The organism is Mesobacillus sp. MER 48 (genome assembly GCF_023714225.1).
In the GTDB taxonomy this organism is placed as follows: Bacteria; Bacillota; Bacilli; order Bacillales; family Cytobacillaceae; genus Mesobacillus; species Mesobacillus oceanisediminis_A.
This window is the reverse complement of record NZ_JAMAUR010000002.1, coordinates 587,610-602,326: the sequence shown is the minus strand read 5'-3', so window position 1 is coordinate 602,326 and position 14,717 is coordinate 587,610. Positions and strand designations below refer to the sequence as shown.

Genomic DNA, 14,717 nt, shown 5'->3' with positions numbered 1-14,717 from the left:
CAACGTTGGGCTTTAACAGAGCCAATTTTAAATATTATCTTGTTATTCATTACTTTCTTAGCTTTTTTTGCAATTCATAAAGCATATTCATCGCCTGTAATGGCGTCATATCCAGAATCTCAAGTCCGCTCAATTGATCGAGGACCTGCTTTTCTTTCTTGCTGGCCTTATTGGTTTTTTGTTGTCCGGGCTCTTCATCAAAAAATGACAGTTGTGCTGCAGCTGCTGTTTCCCTGGCCTGAAGCGAACTTTGGTCTACCTCCGCAGATGCCTTGACAGTATCCAGGCCATTTTCAAAGCCCACATCACCTGAAACCTGGCTGTCCGTCTGCTCTAGGATCTGCAGGATTTCCGCAGCACGTTCAATCAGTTCTGACGGCAATTCAGCCAGCTGGGCAACGTGGATACCGTAACTCTTATCCGCTGCGCCTTCTCTGATTTTATGAAGGAAGACGACCTTGCCGTTTTGCTCCACAGCACTGACATGGACATTTTTCAATTTATGCAGTTCCTTTTCAAGCGTAGTCAATTCATGATAATGAGTTGAAAACAAGGTTTTTGCGCCAATTTTGTCATGGATGTATTCAATCATTGCCTGGGCGAGAGCCATTCCATCATAGGTCGATGTTCCCCGGCCAATCTCATCGAATAGAATCAGGCTGTCCCTAGAAGCATTAATAATCGCGTTCCTCGCCTCAAGCATTTCAACCATGAAGGTACTTTGACCTGAGACGAGATCGTCGGCAGCCCCGATTCGGGTGAACACCTGGTCAAAAATAGGCAGCTCAGCCTTCTCAGCAGGTACAAAGCAGCCAATTTGAGCCATGATGGCGGTTAATGCAACCTGGCGCATATAAGTGCTTTTACCAGACATATTCGGACCTGTGATCAGCAGGACTTCACGTTCATTATCCATATAGCAATCGTTGGGTACATATTCCTGCGCGTCCATCACCTTTTCGACTACAGGATGGCGTCCATCCTTCAAATATATTTTCCGGTCAGCGGAGAACACAGGTCTGGCATAATGCCTTTGTTCACTAAGTTCTGCGAACCCAAGCAGGACATCCAGTTCACTGAGCGCCTTTGCAAGTCCTTGCAATCTCGGAATATATTCTTTGATTGTTTCACGTATGCCGGTAAATAGCTGGTACTCCAGCTCGACACTTTTTTCCTCGGCAGCAAGGATTAATTCTTCCTTTTCCTTCAGCTCAGGAGTGATGAAACGCTCTGCATTTGAAAGAGTCTGCTTTCTCTCATACTGTCCTTCCTGCAGCAAATGCAAATTCGCCCTAGTCACTTCGATATAGTAGCCAAACACCCGGTTATAGCCAACTTTAAGCGATCTAATGCCCGTCTTTTCACGCTCTTCACGTTCAAGCATCGCAATCCATGTCTTCCCATTGCGGCTCGCATCACGATACTGATCCAGCTGCTGGTCATATCCGTCACGAATGATGTTCCCCTCTTTTACTGAGATAGGGGGATTTTCCACGATTGCCTGTTCAAGCAAATCGGCAGCTTCCTCACAAGGATCTAGCCTTTCTGCCATCCTGGCAGCTTCCTCATGGGAGAGATTCTCCAGTATATCTTTCAGCACAGGAACCTGGAGCAATGATCTTTTCAGCTGCATTAAGTCTCTAGGATTCAAATTGCCAAAAGCAACGCGGCCTGCCAGGCGTTCCAGGTCGTATACGTCCTTCAATTTTTCCCGTAATTCCTGTCGTTCGAAAAACTGGCCAACGAATAATTGAACCAGCTCCTGGCGGCGGCCGATTTCAGTTTTATCAATCAGCGGCCTGTTGATCCATTGCTTAAGCATCCTGCCGCCCATTGCTGTCATCGTCTCATCCAGCAGCCATAAAAGCGTACCTTTTTTCGCTGTGGAACGGATTGTTTCAGTAAGCTCTAAATTCCGCTTTGAAAAATAATCGATCTTCATATATTGCTGAACATGGTAAACTGAGACCTTTTGCAAATGGTCAAGACTTCGCTTCTGGGTTCGGTACAGATAATTGAACAGTCTTGAGACAGTGGTGATCAGTGCCTCATTATCCAGTTCCGCAAACAAATCTGAAAAACTCTCATTCACTTCGCTATTATCCTCTATTGAAAGAGCCAGAATGGATCGTTCCCGGAGCTTTTTCTGGATCTCTGGTGAAAGTGTGCTTTCGATGACGACTTCCTTTGCGCCAGACATCGATAATTCGTTGATCAGCTCATCAATACTTCCATTAATCAATGTTGCCCTGCTTTCTCCAGTTGAAAGGTCGCTGCAGGCAAAACCGAATTGATTATTAGAAAATACAGATACAGTGGCAATGAAATTATTCTCTTTTTCAAGAAGCCCTCGCCCTTCCATCACTGTTCCGGGCGTAATCAATTGGACCACTTCACGCTTCACGACGCCTTTGGCTGTCTTCGGGTCTTCCGTTTGTTCACAGATGGCCACTTTGTACCCTCTGTTTATCAATTGTTCGATATAGTTAGGAGCAGAATGGTATGGAACTCCGCACATCGGGATCCGTTCCTCACCGCCGCCCTCTCTGCTGGTCAGTGTGATCTCAAGTTCCTGGGATGCCTTTAGCGCATCCTCAAAGAACATTTCATAAAAATCTCCCAGACGGAAAAATAAAAAGGCATCCTGGTAATCTGCCTTCACTTGCAGGTATTGCTTGATCATAGGGGTATATGCAGCCATATTATCCTCCAAAATTCACATTGCGTAGTTGTTGAGTTTATACTCACGTTTACCATTTCATATACTTCTCTGTTTTAAGGAAGAGAAGCACCTCTGATTTTACCTTTTCACGGTTCTTTCCCTTTTTCAGACAAAGTAAAGAGCCGCTGTTTCGACTCTTACTCTAAATATCTATTATAACTCGACAAATTATAATTTTCGATAGAATCCACTTAAAAAGAATTACCAGCCCATAAATGGACTGGCAAAAATTCAATCAAATTTCATTTTCCTTAAGCCAATAGTAAAAAAGATCGTACTGAAAGTGAGCAGTACCAGTGTGGAGCTGACAATTGCCGGGGTATAAAGGCTGCCACTGACGATTTCCCGAAATCCTGTGATCATCCAGCTCTGAGGCACTGCTTTGGCAATCTGCTGCATGAACTCCGGTACAATCTCAATCGGCCAATAGACTCCGCCAAGCATACAGGTACTGACAATCAGTACTGCACTTAATGCCCCAGACTGTTGTCTGGTTTTCACGATGCCAGCCATCATTAGGCCAAAGCCTACAATCGTTATGATCACCAATGCCGCAAAAGGAGCGAAATAAACCAGATTTCCCCAGGAAGAACCATAGATCAGGTTCATCACCGCCATCAGTACGGATAATTGAATAGCTCCCATCAAGAAATAGGAGATTAAATACCCTGCCATGACCTGGACTTTGGTAGCAGGAGAAGTGAGCAGCCGCTGCCAGGTTCCGCCGATTCTTTCGTCAAGGATGGCTGATGCAGCTCCTGAAATACCAAACATCATAAACATGATGGTAAAACCAATCGCCAGCATTCCCACAGACTCTGATTCTGATTGCTCTTTTTTGGCTATTTCCCTGTTCACCCCAATCGGATCCTTTGCTGCCACTTCTCCAATCATATCAAAAGCTTTCTCTTTGCCTTGAGCCGCGCTGACTTCCATTGACTGTCCAACTGTCCTTCCGACTCCTTTGATATAGTTGTTCAAAGCAAGATACTCCTGGGTTTTTCTTTGGACAATCATTTGAAATAGAGGTTGTTCCTGTTCATAATTTCCAATCATTGATTCAGCCATGACCACTGCTGCGATTGCTTTCTGGTTGTCGACCGAATCTCTTGCTGCTTTTTCACTAGCCCGCTGCCATTTGTACTGGCTGTTAGAGGATAAGAGCTTCATGATCGAGCCATCCACATCCTCTTTTGATTCTACCACCATGACCACTGGCTTATTTTTTTCAGAGGATCCACCTGAGCCAATTCCGCCAAAAATCAAGCTGAACATAATGGGCATGACAAACATCAAAATGAGTGCAGAAGGGGTCTTAAACAATGTTTTCAGATGTAAAACCGCAATGGAGAACACTTTAAGCATGTGAAGCCCTCCTTTTTACAGAAAGGGATGCAAACGCAAGTACAATCGAACCGACTCCGATGGCAATTAAAATACCAGCTTCCACTAACACTTGCCCCACGTCTGCCCCGGTCATCAACTCAAGGAATGTCTGGAGTGCAAGAGCATTGGGAAGGATTTTTACGACTGAATTCATCCACTCCGGAAAAACATATAACGGGACCATGCTCCCCCCAACAGCCGCCATGATCTGCGTGCCAAGCATACCAGCCGCATTGAAGGTTTTCTCTGTTTTCACAAGCGTGCCCAGAAGGACTCCCAGCCCGCATACGCTAAAAACGAAAGACAGGCCAACCACCATGACACCCAACATCGAATTTCCCCAATCAACTCCGTACAGGTATCTTGTTCCGATAATGATGATGAAAAATTGAATTGAGGACATGAACAGCAAACCGATGAATTTGCCTATAAGGTAATCAGTATTGGTCAACTTGGTGATCAGCAGACGATTAAAAACATCCTGTTCCTTTTCTTCAATCATTGTGCATACACCCGTAATAACGGTCATAAGTAAGAACATCACTCCCATACCTGCTGCATAATACTGGAACGAGCCAACGGGCTTCTGTTCCTGCTTCACTGCAACCTCTTCGACAAGGTCAAAAGTTTCAATGGCAGGCAGAGCAAATGCAGTAACGGACTTTCCAGAGTCTGGCGGACCCGCAACCTTTATGGCTGCCATATTAACGGCAGCACCCTGCGCGAACTGCAGCACTGCGCTCTCCACGATCGACGACTGGATCGAAGCAGATGGAATGGAGATGATTCGAACTTTTGATTCTTCACCTAAAATGATATGATCCGAAAAATTTGGTGGAAGTATGACTCCCACGGAGATGGCCTGCTGTTTTAATTGATCGTTTAATTCGTCTTCACCCATTGCCTCAGCAGAGATAAGATCTGGCAGTCCTTCCATTAAGACTTCTTCCTCTAAAACCTTGCCAAGTGCGCCTTCATCAAGATTGACAATTCCAATCTTGAATTCTTTGATGGGAGCTTCTTCTTCATTTCCCATCATATTGCCGAATGCTGCGCCAAGAATTCCAATTAATAAAATAGGCATGAAAACAAGTGTCAGCAACGCTTTTTTGTCTCTTCCAAACAGGAGTGCATCCTTCAATGCCAGCCACCAAAATCCCATGATAATCCCCCTCAGTCTCTTAAGCTTCGTCCGGTCAAATGGAGGAAGACACTTTCAAGATTTGGTTCAACGATCTCAACAGATGTGATATCGAATCCTGCTCCAGTAACTGTCTGAATCAATTCACTCAAGACCTTTTGCGGTTCATTATGAAAGATGGCTAGTTCACTTTCTTGGATAGCCAGATCCTCTTCAGGCACTAATTGGCTCAGTGCCTTCTTTATGTTCTCAGGTTCGTGCGCTTCCGAGAAATTCATGACAATCCGAGAACGATCACCGATTGTCTCCCTTAATTCAGAAATTGTTCCTGAAGTGATGAATTTTCCGTGGTCCATAATGCCAATCTTTTCACAAAGATACTCGACTTCCTCCATATAATGACTTGTATAAATGACTGTCATTCCTTCTTGATTCAGCTTTTTTACTGTTTCAAGGATGTGGCTCCGTGATTGGGGATCGATCCCTACAGTCGGCTCATCCATGATTAATAACTCAGGATTATGTAATATGGCAGCTCCAATATTGACTCTCCGCTTCATTCCTCCAGAAAAAGTCTCAACCTTTTCCTTTGCCCGATCAGCCAGCCCGATGATTTCCAGCACATCGTTTATCCTCTTTTGCAGGTTTTGTCCCCTTAAACCGTACATCCTCCCCCAGAAAGCAAGGTTTTCCCTTGCACTCATCGTTTGGTAAAGAGCTATTTCCTGTGGAACTATTCCTAAAAGTCCCTGTCCTCTCTTGGGTTGCCTGATCATATCAATGCCAGCAATCTCGATGCTTCCCGAACTTGGAGGAAACAGTCCGGATACCATCTGGATTGTCGTTGTCTTACCAGCGCCATTAGGGCCAAGCAGACCAAATGATTCCCCCTTGTTAACAGAAAAAGAGACATTTTTTACAGCCTCAAAATCTTTGAATCTCTTGGTTACCTGATTCACTTGAAGTACTTGCAACACAAAACACCTGCTTTCGTACTATTATTCTTCCATTATCGCAAAAAAAATCCCAGCATGAAATAAATTCCATTAAAAATGGGCATATCATCCAAAAATCACTTAGGATTACAGCCCTTTTTATTTAGTAAAAAAACAGGACAATTATTTGCCCTGTTTTTAAGAGTAAAATACATTGTATTTCCTTGCAGTCTCAACCCATTCATAACGCTTGTGGGTACCGAGCTTCTCACCGATTTTCTGTCTGTGATTTTCAACAGTTTTGACGGAAATGTCAAGCCTTTCTGCTATATCTTTTTGCGAGTATCCTTTAACAGTCAGTACGAAAACCTCTTTTTCGCGTTTTGTTATCGGGAGGTCGACCAGATTAAAATGATCCCCTTCTGAACTATCTTCCCAAACATATGTATCGAACACCTTTTGGTTTGCCAAAATCTGATCAAGGGATTGGATGAGATCATCCCGCTTCAACTGTTTGATTAAAAAGCCGTCAGCTCCTGCCTCATAAGCTTTTTTCTGGTAGACTATATCATCGTGCATTGAAAAGATGACAATCTTGGCCTCCGGCAGCAATTTCCTCAATCTTTCCAGAGTTGACATACCATCCAACCCGCCGGGCATCGAAAGGTCCAGCATGACGAGGTCTGCCGGAAAATTCTCCGCAGCTTTTACAGCTTCATAACCATCACAGGCACAGATCCTTCCATCAATGCAAAATGATTGTTGAAGAAGCATGCTCAATCCATCCCTGACAATCTCATGGTCATCGATGATCATTAAGTTCACTTTCCCTCTCTCCCTCCGCTTTGATCAAAGATACAAATCCTTCCACCCTTGTCGGCCCGCCCTCTTTGCTAAGCCACTTGATATCTCCATCAAGCATTTTGCAGCGCTCATACATATGCTTTAAGCCAAGTCCTTTCTTTTTACAGCCTTCTGATAAAAATCCTTTTCCGTTATCGTATAAATTGAAAAAGACATATTGATAATAAGTTTTTAAATGAATGGAAACATAGGTTGCTTGTCCGTGGCGAACCGCATTGGCAACACTTTCCTGGATGACCCTGAATAGATGGAGCTCTTTTTCCGGGTCAAGCTCCTGTTTTTTATCCAGCTCCATTTCAAGGAAGATTTCTATCTGATATAATTTCCGCCAGTCCTTAACAGCCTGGCGAAGTGATTTTTCGAGGCCGATATCGTAGACAATTTCTGGCCGGAGACTTTTGGTCAGCTGTTTGATATTTTTAAGCGTTTTTTCCATGACATTCATCATATTGAAAAGATGGTGCTGATATTTCTCATCGCTGAATCCCTGCTTTATGACCTCCAAGCCAAGGAATATACTATATACGCTTTGGCCAATATGGTCGTGCAATTCCCTGGCAATCCTCTTCCGTTCTGCTTCCTGGGCAAGCAGCGTCTCCCGGACAAGCAGCTCATGGAACCTGGCGCGTTCGCTGTTTTCATTCTGCACTGGCTGTCGGATGCGCAGGACATAATAGGTTACTTCAGCTATTATCAGTTTTTTCAGGGACATTTCAAACTCTTCAAGTCCTTCATATACAGCCAGATGGGAGTTAAAAGAAGGAATTGGCTCATCAGCCGTAAGAATACAGCGGTTCTCATCCTCATTCACTTCACGTTCCTGGCAATAAGTGCAATATGGCACCTTCTCTCCAAGTTTCCAGCCTGTCATTTCTATAGCCTTTTCATTAAGGTAATGAATCGTCCGCTCTGTATCCATTACAATCATACCCTCAGGCAAATGATTCACAATATCTGCCAAATATTCTTTCTGCATCAACATAGCAATCCCTCGCAACTGCGGTATCTTTACAACTCTATTGTAACCTCTGTTTTTGTGGGTAAAATGTTTTGTTTATTAACATTGAGTGACATCTTCCCATTGCTGTATAAAAAAAAGACCCGCATAGAGTCCTCTGATTCATCCTTATAATTTTTTTTGGTATTTGCTATGATGGTCCGTTTCGCCCAAATATTCAAAGCCGTTGTCTAAATAAAACTTGTTCAATTTCCTGTTATCCGAAACGCAATCTAATTTGAGGAATGATTTGTCTGTTGATATGTTTTGATGAATCCAGTCCAATAGTTCGCTTCCCACACCGGTTCCTATCAATTCTGGAGAAATGGCCAATCTGTGCAAATAAAGTGAATCCCGGGCGAAATCTTCACCAAAGATATGATGATCCCATTCACTCTGGTTTTCCGAAATAGTAAAGGTAGCAATCACTTCATCTTCATTCAAAACGATATAAGTTTCCATCTTCTTTACCGCATGCAGGATTTCTTCATCATCCCCGCCACTAAGAAGGTATCGCCACTGATTGATATCATTGTCCTTCATCCACTGTGCGATTCGCTTTAAAAACTGGACCACCTTTTGACCGTCATCCATTCCGGCAATTTTTATCTGAGATTCCTTGAGCAAAATACCACCCTGCTTTCAATCTTTTGTATAGGCTCTTTTCTCAAACATTGTTGCTATTGAATACAAATTAGGATGGAACTACCTAAGTTTCTTCACAAAATTCACGCTTAATATGAGAAAAGAGCTTGCCAACTTAGTCCCGACCAACAAAATGGCTTTTATCACGTTAAAATCGGCTTTAGGATTTTAACAACAATCTTTACGAATACAGCCTTTGTATAAGATTTCGCGATGAAATGTGATTTTCCTCTAAAAAAAACAGGCTGGTATCAGCCTGTTCATAAATTGGGCTATTTCAATGATTTAAGGACTTCCTCAATATCCTCCTGGACCATTTCAGCAGCTTTGGCCATTGTCCTGACATCCTTTGAGGCCCAGTAATCATAAAGCCGTGCCAGATCATTCCGATTATACACCTGATTCCCATAGTGGCTGTAAAAATAGGCCACCAAAAGGTTCACAACATTTGCCGGAAGCTTGTTCCGAGTCGAAATCGAACGTAGCGCAATATTCTCAAGCCCACGGATGTTATGATCAGTGATCTTTTCAACTACTTCGATCGGTTTGGCAGTTTCACAGAAAGAAAGGAATTCTGGATCAGTTATTTGTCTATTCATAGTAAATCTCCTGCTTCATTTTTTCAGATCGCTTTAAGCGCATTTTCCAAAAGTTCAATGTCATTGGCAATTGATTTCTTTATTGTCACATCTTCACAACGCTGAAAATCTTTTTTCAGCTTTCTTAATTCTTCGTGGAAGATCTGAAATTCATAGTTGATATCCATAATCACCCTCATTATTCTTTGCTGTTCTATGAAATATTTTCCCACTAAATGCTTCCATCAAACTATTTTTATGTAAGGAAAAGGTGATTAAGCTAACATTACCATTAAGCAGGTGTGAAAGAAAAGAGGTAATTTGGGTCATTTGATTTTCCCAATTGGCACGGATTCTCCTTCTTTCACCATATTCTAAATAGAATGCAGATGGTGACTCTTAGCCAGCTTCAAAACTTTTCGGACAGACCAGCGCTGGTGCTCATGAAATAGTTTTTCAATGGCTTCGTCCAATTCGATCCATTCCAAGTGGTGGTCTAGTTCAGCAGGCCCATCGGCTTTTCCCGCAATATGAGCTAAATAGAAATCTCCTTCGGACAAATAATGTTGTTGATCATTTTCCGAATAAAAATATTGCTTCGCTTTGCCAATCCATTCACCGACTGTAAGAATCAGGGCGGTTTCTTCTATACCTTCCCTAACGAGACATTCCTGGTGAGTTTCATAATCTTCCATGCCGCCACCTGGAAGGAAATACTTACCCTCATCAGTCCGGATCAAGGCGATTTGATTCTTTTCATTAAAAATCAATCCATAAACACCTGGTCTCCATTTGTAACTGATGTCTGCTTCCTTTTTTCCAAAGATTATCATTTCTTATCCTCTCAGTTTATCAGGTGCATTTTATGACATTATCGCTGGAAATCCCTTTTAATGTCAACAAGTTGAACATCGATAAGGATTCAGCTTAATTATTGGTTTTTTAAGGTGATAATTCTTCTGCAATCGGGAGTTTTTTTGAACACGATTATAGTTCAGACATTTTCGGATGTTGACCGCATGGTTTTGTTGTCTGAACACGCTCCTACTTTACACATTTCGAGTTGCTGAAGCCAGGCTTTTGTCCGAACATGGTCCTACTTCAGACATTTCCAGCTGCTGATGCCTGAGTTTTGTCCGAACATACTCCTACTTCAGACATTTCATGCTGCTGATGCCTGAGTTTTGTCCGAACATGGACCTACTTCTGACATTTCGAGTTGCTAACGCCAGACTTTTCTCCGAAGACTACCCCACTTCGGACATTTATAGCTGCTGACGCCAGGCTTTTGTCCGAACACGACCCCACTTCAGACATTTCCAGCTGGTGATGCCTGAGTTTTGTCCGAACATGGACCTACTTCAGACATTTCCAGCTGCTGATGCCTGAGTTTTGTCCGAACATGGACCTACTTCTGACATTTCGAGTTGCTAACGCCAGACTTTTGTCCGAAGACTACCCCACTTCGGACATTTATAGCTGCTGACGCCAGGCTTTTGTCCGAACACGCCCCCACTTCAGACATTTTCAGCTGGTGATGCATAAGTCTTGACCGAACATGGACCTACTTCAGACATTTTAAGCTGCTGATGCCTTAGTTTTGTCCGAACACGACCCTACTTCAGACATTTCCAGCTAATTATGCCTAGGTTTTGTCCGAGAAAAAGACAAATTAAAAAGCGTGAAATCTTATATCAAGATTTCACGCTGATTCGTTTTGTTCTTATAAAAAGATGACAGGTACTGCTGCGGCTAGCAATAGATAACGAAGGATGAAGCCTCCGGTAAGAACTGCGCTTTCGGTTATGAGGGTTGCGGCAATCCCGCTTGTACCTCCGGCTGCAACTTCCAGTCCTGCGCGGCTGGTGTTCAGCTTTTTGAAGTTAAATAACTCCAGACCTTCGATGATGATTGGCACAATCAGCCCTATTGCAATCAAGCCGACCCAAAAAATTGTGCTGTATTCGCCAGTCAGCAGCATGGATACCGATTGGGCAGCCGATTCATTGGTTGAAGATGTGATCAAGAACATTGTGAATATCAGGAAGACTTCAGCAATCAGCAGCGATAGGTGAATTTTTTTGATGGACATCACATGATGGATGACTTTTTTATCCATTATCGATGCCGCAAGCATCGTCCCGGCAATCCCTGTTGAGAAGGCAGATACAACAAACAGGATAGGCAAAATGGCCGTGTTCCAAAGTGGTACAGCACCAATGACACCAATTAGGAAGCCTGTATAAATTGCTGTTGCAACAGCAAAAACCATGCCGACGTATTCGATTATTTTGTTTGTTTCTTTTTTCAACAATTCCATCACGGCCATGTAGGCTGCAGCCATCATAAAGAAGCTGATGAAATAAGTCCCAATGGTCATGACTGAATTGAAATTCGTGAACAAATAGATGAAGCGCAATGGATCTTTCAATCCTGCCTCTGCATCGACAATGAGAAGCAGTAGACCTATCCCCATCAGGATTGGACTGATCAGCCTGCCAGCAAAACGGACGGCAACAGCAGCAGGATATTTCCTTGCTGCATAGGAAGAGGTTAAGAACGCCCCTGCACTCAGCCCGGCAAGGAATAAATAAGCTGCGATAATAGTTCCCCAAACCATTTATAATCACCTCACGTAATAAATTTTTGCCTTCCCTAAATCCGGTCTCAAAGGCTGGGCATTTAATTTTACAATCGCCTTTGATACTTCACTGTTCGGATCATCAAGGTCACCGAAAATCCGGGCATTGCTAATGCATGTTGTGACACAGGCCGGCTGTTTTCCTTCCGCCACAAGTTCGGAACAGAAACGGCATTTTTCCACTACTCCCGTCTCGTGATTCTGTGTTCTTGCTCCGTAATGGCAAGCAACCATACAATATTTGCAGCCTATACATTTCTCGGAGTCTACAAGTACGATGCCTTCTTTTGTCGAGTATGTAGCCTTGGTCGGGCAGACACTTACACATGGTGCATCCTCGCAATGCTGACATTGCACAGGGATGATTTCGTTCTTTACGTTCGGGAAAACGCCCGTTTCTTTTTCGTAAAATTTAATAAAGGACTCTGCGACCGCAAGTTCATTCTGCATCTGGCAGCTCACCCGGCATGCGTAACAGCCGACGCATTTTCTTGTGTCTATCACCATTCCATAGCGTGCCATCAGCCATTCACCTTCCTAACCTTCACGATTACTTCGTGGATATTTCCTGCTCCGCTCCATTTTTCAAAATCAAAGGGTACATGTTCCATGTAGCCAAAGCCCACACCGTATCCGGTCTTTAAATCCTTGGAAGTTATCCCATAGTGGCTTGGAACAAAGATTGCTTCCGGATGGATCCTCTCCGTTACTTTAACACGGATTTTGCTGGTGGCTTCGCTGGATTTCACTTCAACCATATCCCCATCCTTTATTCCCAGCGCTTTGGCACGAACAGGGTTGATCCAGATTCTTTCTAAATCATAATCTTTAGTAATCTGCATCAATATGGGGATATTCGCAGTTTGTGTATGGCTGTGGATTGCCTGTTTTCCTGTGATTAACCGGAAAGAATCATCTGCAGGACTAACTTTTGGCTCGATCCATTCGACAATTGGGTTAAAACCGGCTTCTTTATACGTTTCACTGTAGAATTCAATTTTTCCAGATGGTGTCTTTACTTTCGGCATTTCACCCATCGTAATTTCCTCAGCAGGGAACATGATGGTTCCTTTTTCCCTCAGCTGCTTATAAGATATACCTGTTGGTGCAAGCATTGCTTCGTTCAATTCATCCAGCGTGAAATTGAAATATTGGCCGACACCGCAGGCTTTTGCCAGCTCTGTATAAATCTCATGGATCGGCTTTGTCTTAGGATGGACTTTATCAACCATCTGCTGTCTTAAGGCGATTCCCGGTACTTTACCGGATAACTCTTCAATGACCTCATCACGCTCGATATAGGTGACTTCCGGAAGAACATAATGGGCTAATTGAGCCGTTTCAGACATTTGGACATCAATGGCTACAACCAAATCCATTTTTGAAAATGCTTCTTTCATCACTTTTGGATTCCCATAGCCAAGGGCAGCATTTGAATGGTAGTAAATAGCAGCCTTCATTTTGCCTTCCAGTGCTTCTTTCGCAACGATTGTTGCGACACCGCTACCCTGGTAAGCAAGAGGGAATTCCTTTTTGCCTGCCTTTGGTGACTCTGGTTCTTTCGGGTTTGGATATTTCACCTCATCTAATTTGCCCAGGTGGGGTTTAGCTCCAAAGATACTTCCGCCTTTTTGCTGGTAATTACCCAGTAAAGCATTGAACATGGCGACGGCGCGGCCGGTTTCTGTGCTATTTTCATAGTTGCAGCCAAATGCGCCTCTCCAAGATTGTTCAATCAGGGCTTTTGGTTTTGCTTTCCCCATATCGATTGCAATACGGGTGATATCCGCAGCAGGAATACCAGTGATACCCTCTGCCCATTGCGGAGTGTAGTTTACCAATTCTTTGGCATATGCTTCAAAACCAACTGTATACTTTTTAATAAAATCCAAATCATGAAGGTTTTCCTTGATAAGAACATGTGACATTGCCAGCACGAGGGCAAGGTCAGTACCTGGACGAATGGCCAGCCACTCAGTAGCGAGATTGCCCGTGTTATTCAATCGCGGATCCACGATGACAATCTTTGCTCCATTGTCCCGTGCAGCTGCCAAAGACTGGACCGAACTCGGACGGATTCCATCGCCGTAGCTTCTGCCAATGAACATAATATATTTTGCATTGCTGATGTCCGCACTGGTAGCAGTCACTCCGACTGTATGAAGAAAACCCGCATCTCTTGAATTTGAACAAACGACATGATGTGTATAATAATTGGCCGAGCCCAGCGCATTAATAAATCGTGGAGAATAGAACTTTCCTGTAGCTCTTGGGTCTTCTGTGAGCGCCACCGCCTCGGGACCATGCTCTTTGATGATCTTATTTAATTTTTCAGCAATTTCTTTATAAGCCTGCTCCCAGGTAATGGGCTCGAAGTTATTCTTTCCATCCCGTTTCAGCGGCTGGGTCAGCCTGTCTTGAGAATAAACAACCGTCGCATACCCATGTCCTCTGGCGCAAAGCTTTCCTTTGGAATATGGATGGTCTGGATGCCCGGTAAGCTTCCATAAACGCCCATTCTTGATGTGGCCAACCATTCCGCATTTGCTGGAGCATGCATTGCATGTACTGGGAATTTCTTTAATTTCCGCGTTAGCACTAGCTTTTACATATTCTTTAGACCATTCATTAAAGCCAACAGTCCCCGCAGATGCCAGGGCAGCTGTCGCGGCAGAAGCTTTTATGAATCGCCGCCTTGATAGTTTTGTTTCTAGCATTATACTAGCCCTCCTTTTTCTCTTGACCCTTTTCCGCCTTCAGTCAGGCAGGCTGCTTCACAAACCTTGAACAGATCAAACCCAGCCTTCC

Annotated in this window: 13 protein-coding genes; all 13 read right to left on the bottom strand. The window is 43.6% G+C overall.

The annotated features are described in order from the left end of the window. Window positions 1–49: 49 nt before the first annotated feature. The 13 genes from mutS to M3593_RS09130 all read right to left on the bottom strand — a co-directional run bounded on the left by mutS (window position 50) and on the right by M3593_RS09130 (window position 14,626). Window positions 50–2,701 carry a DNA mismatch repair protein MutS gene (gene mutS, locus M3593_RS09190; RefSeq protein WP_251541897.1) on the bottom strand — a complete coding sequence of 884 codons (2,652 nt, stop codon included), beginning with the start codon at window positions 2,699–2,701 and terminating at the stop codon, window positions 50–52. A gap of 252 nt (window positions 2,702–2,953) precedes the next feature. Beyond that, on the bottom strand, window positions 2,954–4,087 hold the full coding sequence (locus M3593_RS09185; protein WP_144474959.1) for an ABC transporter permease: 1,134 nt from the start codon (window positions 4,085–4,087) through the stop codon (window positions 2,954–2,956). After that, entirely contained in the window at window positions 4,080–5,270 is a 1,191-nt protein-coding gene (locus M3593_RS09180) for an ABC transporter permease (protein ID WP_251541899.1), read from the bottom strand. The genes M3593_RS09185 and M3593_RS09180 overlap by 8 nt, the downstream gene beginning before the upstream one ends. An 11-nt stretch (window positions 5,271–5,281) precedes the next feature. After that, the gene (locus tag M3593_RS09175) at window positions 5,282–6,223 is read right to left on the bottom strand and encodes an ABC transporter ATP-binding protein (RefSeq protein ID WP_144475013.1); all 942 of its coding nucleotides are present in this window, start codon (window positions 6,221–6,223) and stop codon (window positions 5,282–5,284) included. 159 nt (window positions 6,224–6,382) lie between these two features. Further along, window positions 6,383–7,000: a response regulator transcription factor gene (locus M3593_RS09170; protein ID WP_251542341.1), complete on the bottom strand. Its 618-nt coding sequence runs from the start codon at window positions 6,998–7,000 to the stop codon at window positions 6,383–6,385. Beyond that, a complete protein-coding gene (locus M3593_RS09165) occupies window positions 6,987–8,030 on the bottom strand; it encodes a sensor histidine kinase (RefSeq protein ID WP_251541901.1) in 1,044 nt (347 codons plus the stop codon). Before M3593_RS09165 ends, M3593_RS09170 begins: the two co-directional genes overlap by 14 nt. A 144-nt stretch (window positions 8,031–8,174) precedes the next feature. Further along, entirely contained in the window at window positions 8,175–8,672 is a 498-nt protein-coding gene (locus M3593_RS09160) for a GNAT family N-acetyltransferase (RefSeq protein ID WP_251541904.1), read from the bottom strand. 290 nt (window positions 8,673–8,962) lie between these two features. Continuing rightward, window positions 8,963–9,289: a hypothetical protein gene (locus M3593_RS09155; RefSeq protein WP_251541906.1), complete on the bottom strand. Its 327-nt coding sequence runs from the start codon at window positions 9,287–9,289 to the stop codon at window positions 8,963–8,965. Between the two features lie 23 nt (window positions 9,290–9,312). Beyond that, the gene (locus M3593_RS09150) at window positions 9,313–9,456 is read right to left on the bottom strand and encodes a hypothetical protein (RefSeq protein WP_186326644.1); all 144 of its coding nucleotides are present in this window, start codon (window positions 9,454–9,456) and stop codon (window positions 9,313–9,315) included. A gap of 186 nt (window positions 9,457–9,642) precedes the next feature. Then, the gene (locus tag M3593_RS09145; RefSeq protein WP_251541915.1) at window positions 9,643–10,101 is read right to left on the bottom strand and encodes an NUDIX domain-containing protein; all 459 of its coding nucleotides are present in this window, start codon (window positions 10,099–10,101) and stop codon (window positions 9,643–9,645) included. 890 nt (window positions 10,102–10,991) lie between these two features. Next, entirely contained in the window at window positions 10,992–11,888 is an 897-nt protein-coding gene (gene nrfD / locus M3593_RS09140; protein WP_251541916.1) for an NrfD/PsrC family molybdoenzyme membrane anchor subunit, read from the bottom strand. 6 nt (window positions 11,889–11,894) lie between these two features. Next, complete coding sequence (locus M3593_RS09135) at window positions 11,895–12,431, bottom strand: 4Fe-4S dicluster domain-containing protein (RefSeq protein ID WP_251541918.1); 537 nt, start codon at window positions 12,429–12,431, stop codon at window positions 11,895–11,897. Further along, complete coding sequence (locus M3593_RS09130; protein WP_251541927.1) at window positions 12,431–14,626, bottom strand: molybdopterin-containing oxidoreductase family protein; 2,196 nt, start codon at window positions 14,624–14,626, stop codon at window positions 12,431–12,433. The genes M3593_RS09135 and M3593_RS09130 overlap by 1 nt, the downstream gene beginning before the upstream one ends. Between the last annotated feature and the right edge of the window lie 91 nt (window positions 14,627–14,717).

Excerpts from the sequence above, each read along its gene's own strand:
- mutS (WP_251541897.1), bottom strand. The coding sequence starts at position 2,701 with ATGGCTGCATATACCCCTATGATCAAGCAATACCTGCAAGTGAAGGCA.
- M3593_RS09185 (WP_144474959.1), bottom strand. The coding sequence starts at position 4,087 with ATGCTTAAAGTGTTCTCCATTGCGGTTTTACATCTGAAAACATTGTTT.
- M3593_RS09180 (WP_251541899.1), bottom strand. The coding sequence starts at position 5,270 with ATGGGATTTTGGTGGCTGGCATTGAAGGATGCACTCCTGTTTGGAAGA.
- M3593_RS09170 (WP_251542341.1), bottom strand. The coding sequence starts at position 7,000 with ATGATCATCGATGACCATGAGATTGTCAGGGATGGATTGAGCATGCTT.
- M3593_RS09165 (WP_251541901.1), bottom strand. The coding sequence starts at position 8,030 with ATGTTGATGCAGAAAGAATATTTGGCAGATATTGTGAATCATTTGCCT.
- M3593_RS09155 (WP_251541906.1), bottom strand. The coding sequence starts at position 9,289 with ATGAATAGACAAATAACTGATCCAGAATTCCTTTCTTTCTGTGAAACT.
- M3593_RS09150 (WP_186326644.1), bottom strand. The coding sequence starts at position 9,456 with ATGGATATCAACTATGAATTTCAGATCTTCCACGAAGAATTAAGAAAG.
- M3593_RS09145 (WP_251541915.1), bottom strand. The coding sequence starts at position 10,101 with ATGATAATCTTTGGAAAAAAGGAAGCAGACATCAGTTACAAATGGAGA.
- nrfD (WP_251541916.1), bottom strand. The coding sequence starts at position 11,888 with ATGGTTTGGGGAACTATTATCGCAGCTTATTTATTCCTTGCCGGGCTG.
- M3593_RS09135 (WP_251541918.1), bottom strand. The coding sequence starts at position 12,431 with ATGGCACGCTATGGAATGGTGATAGACACAAGAAAATGCGTCGGCTGT.
- M3593_RS09130 (WP_251541927.1), bottom strand. The coding sequence starts at position 14,626 with ATGCTAGAAACAAAACTATCAAGGCGGCGATTCATAAAAGCTTCTGCC.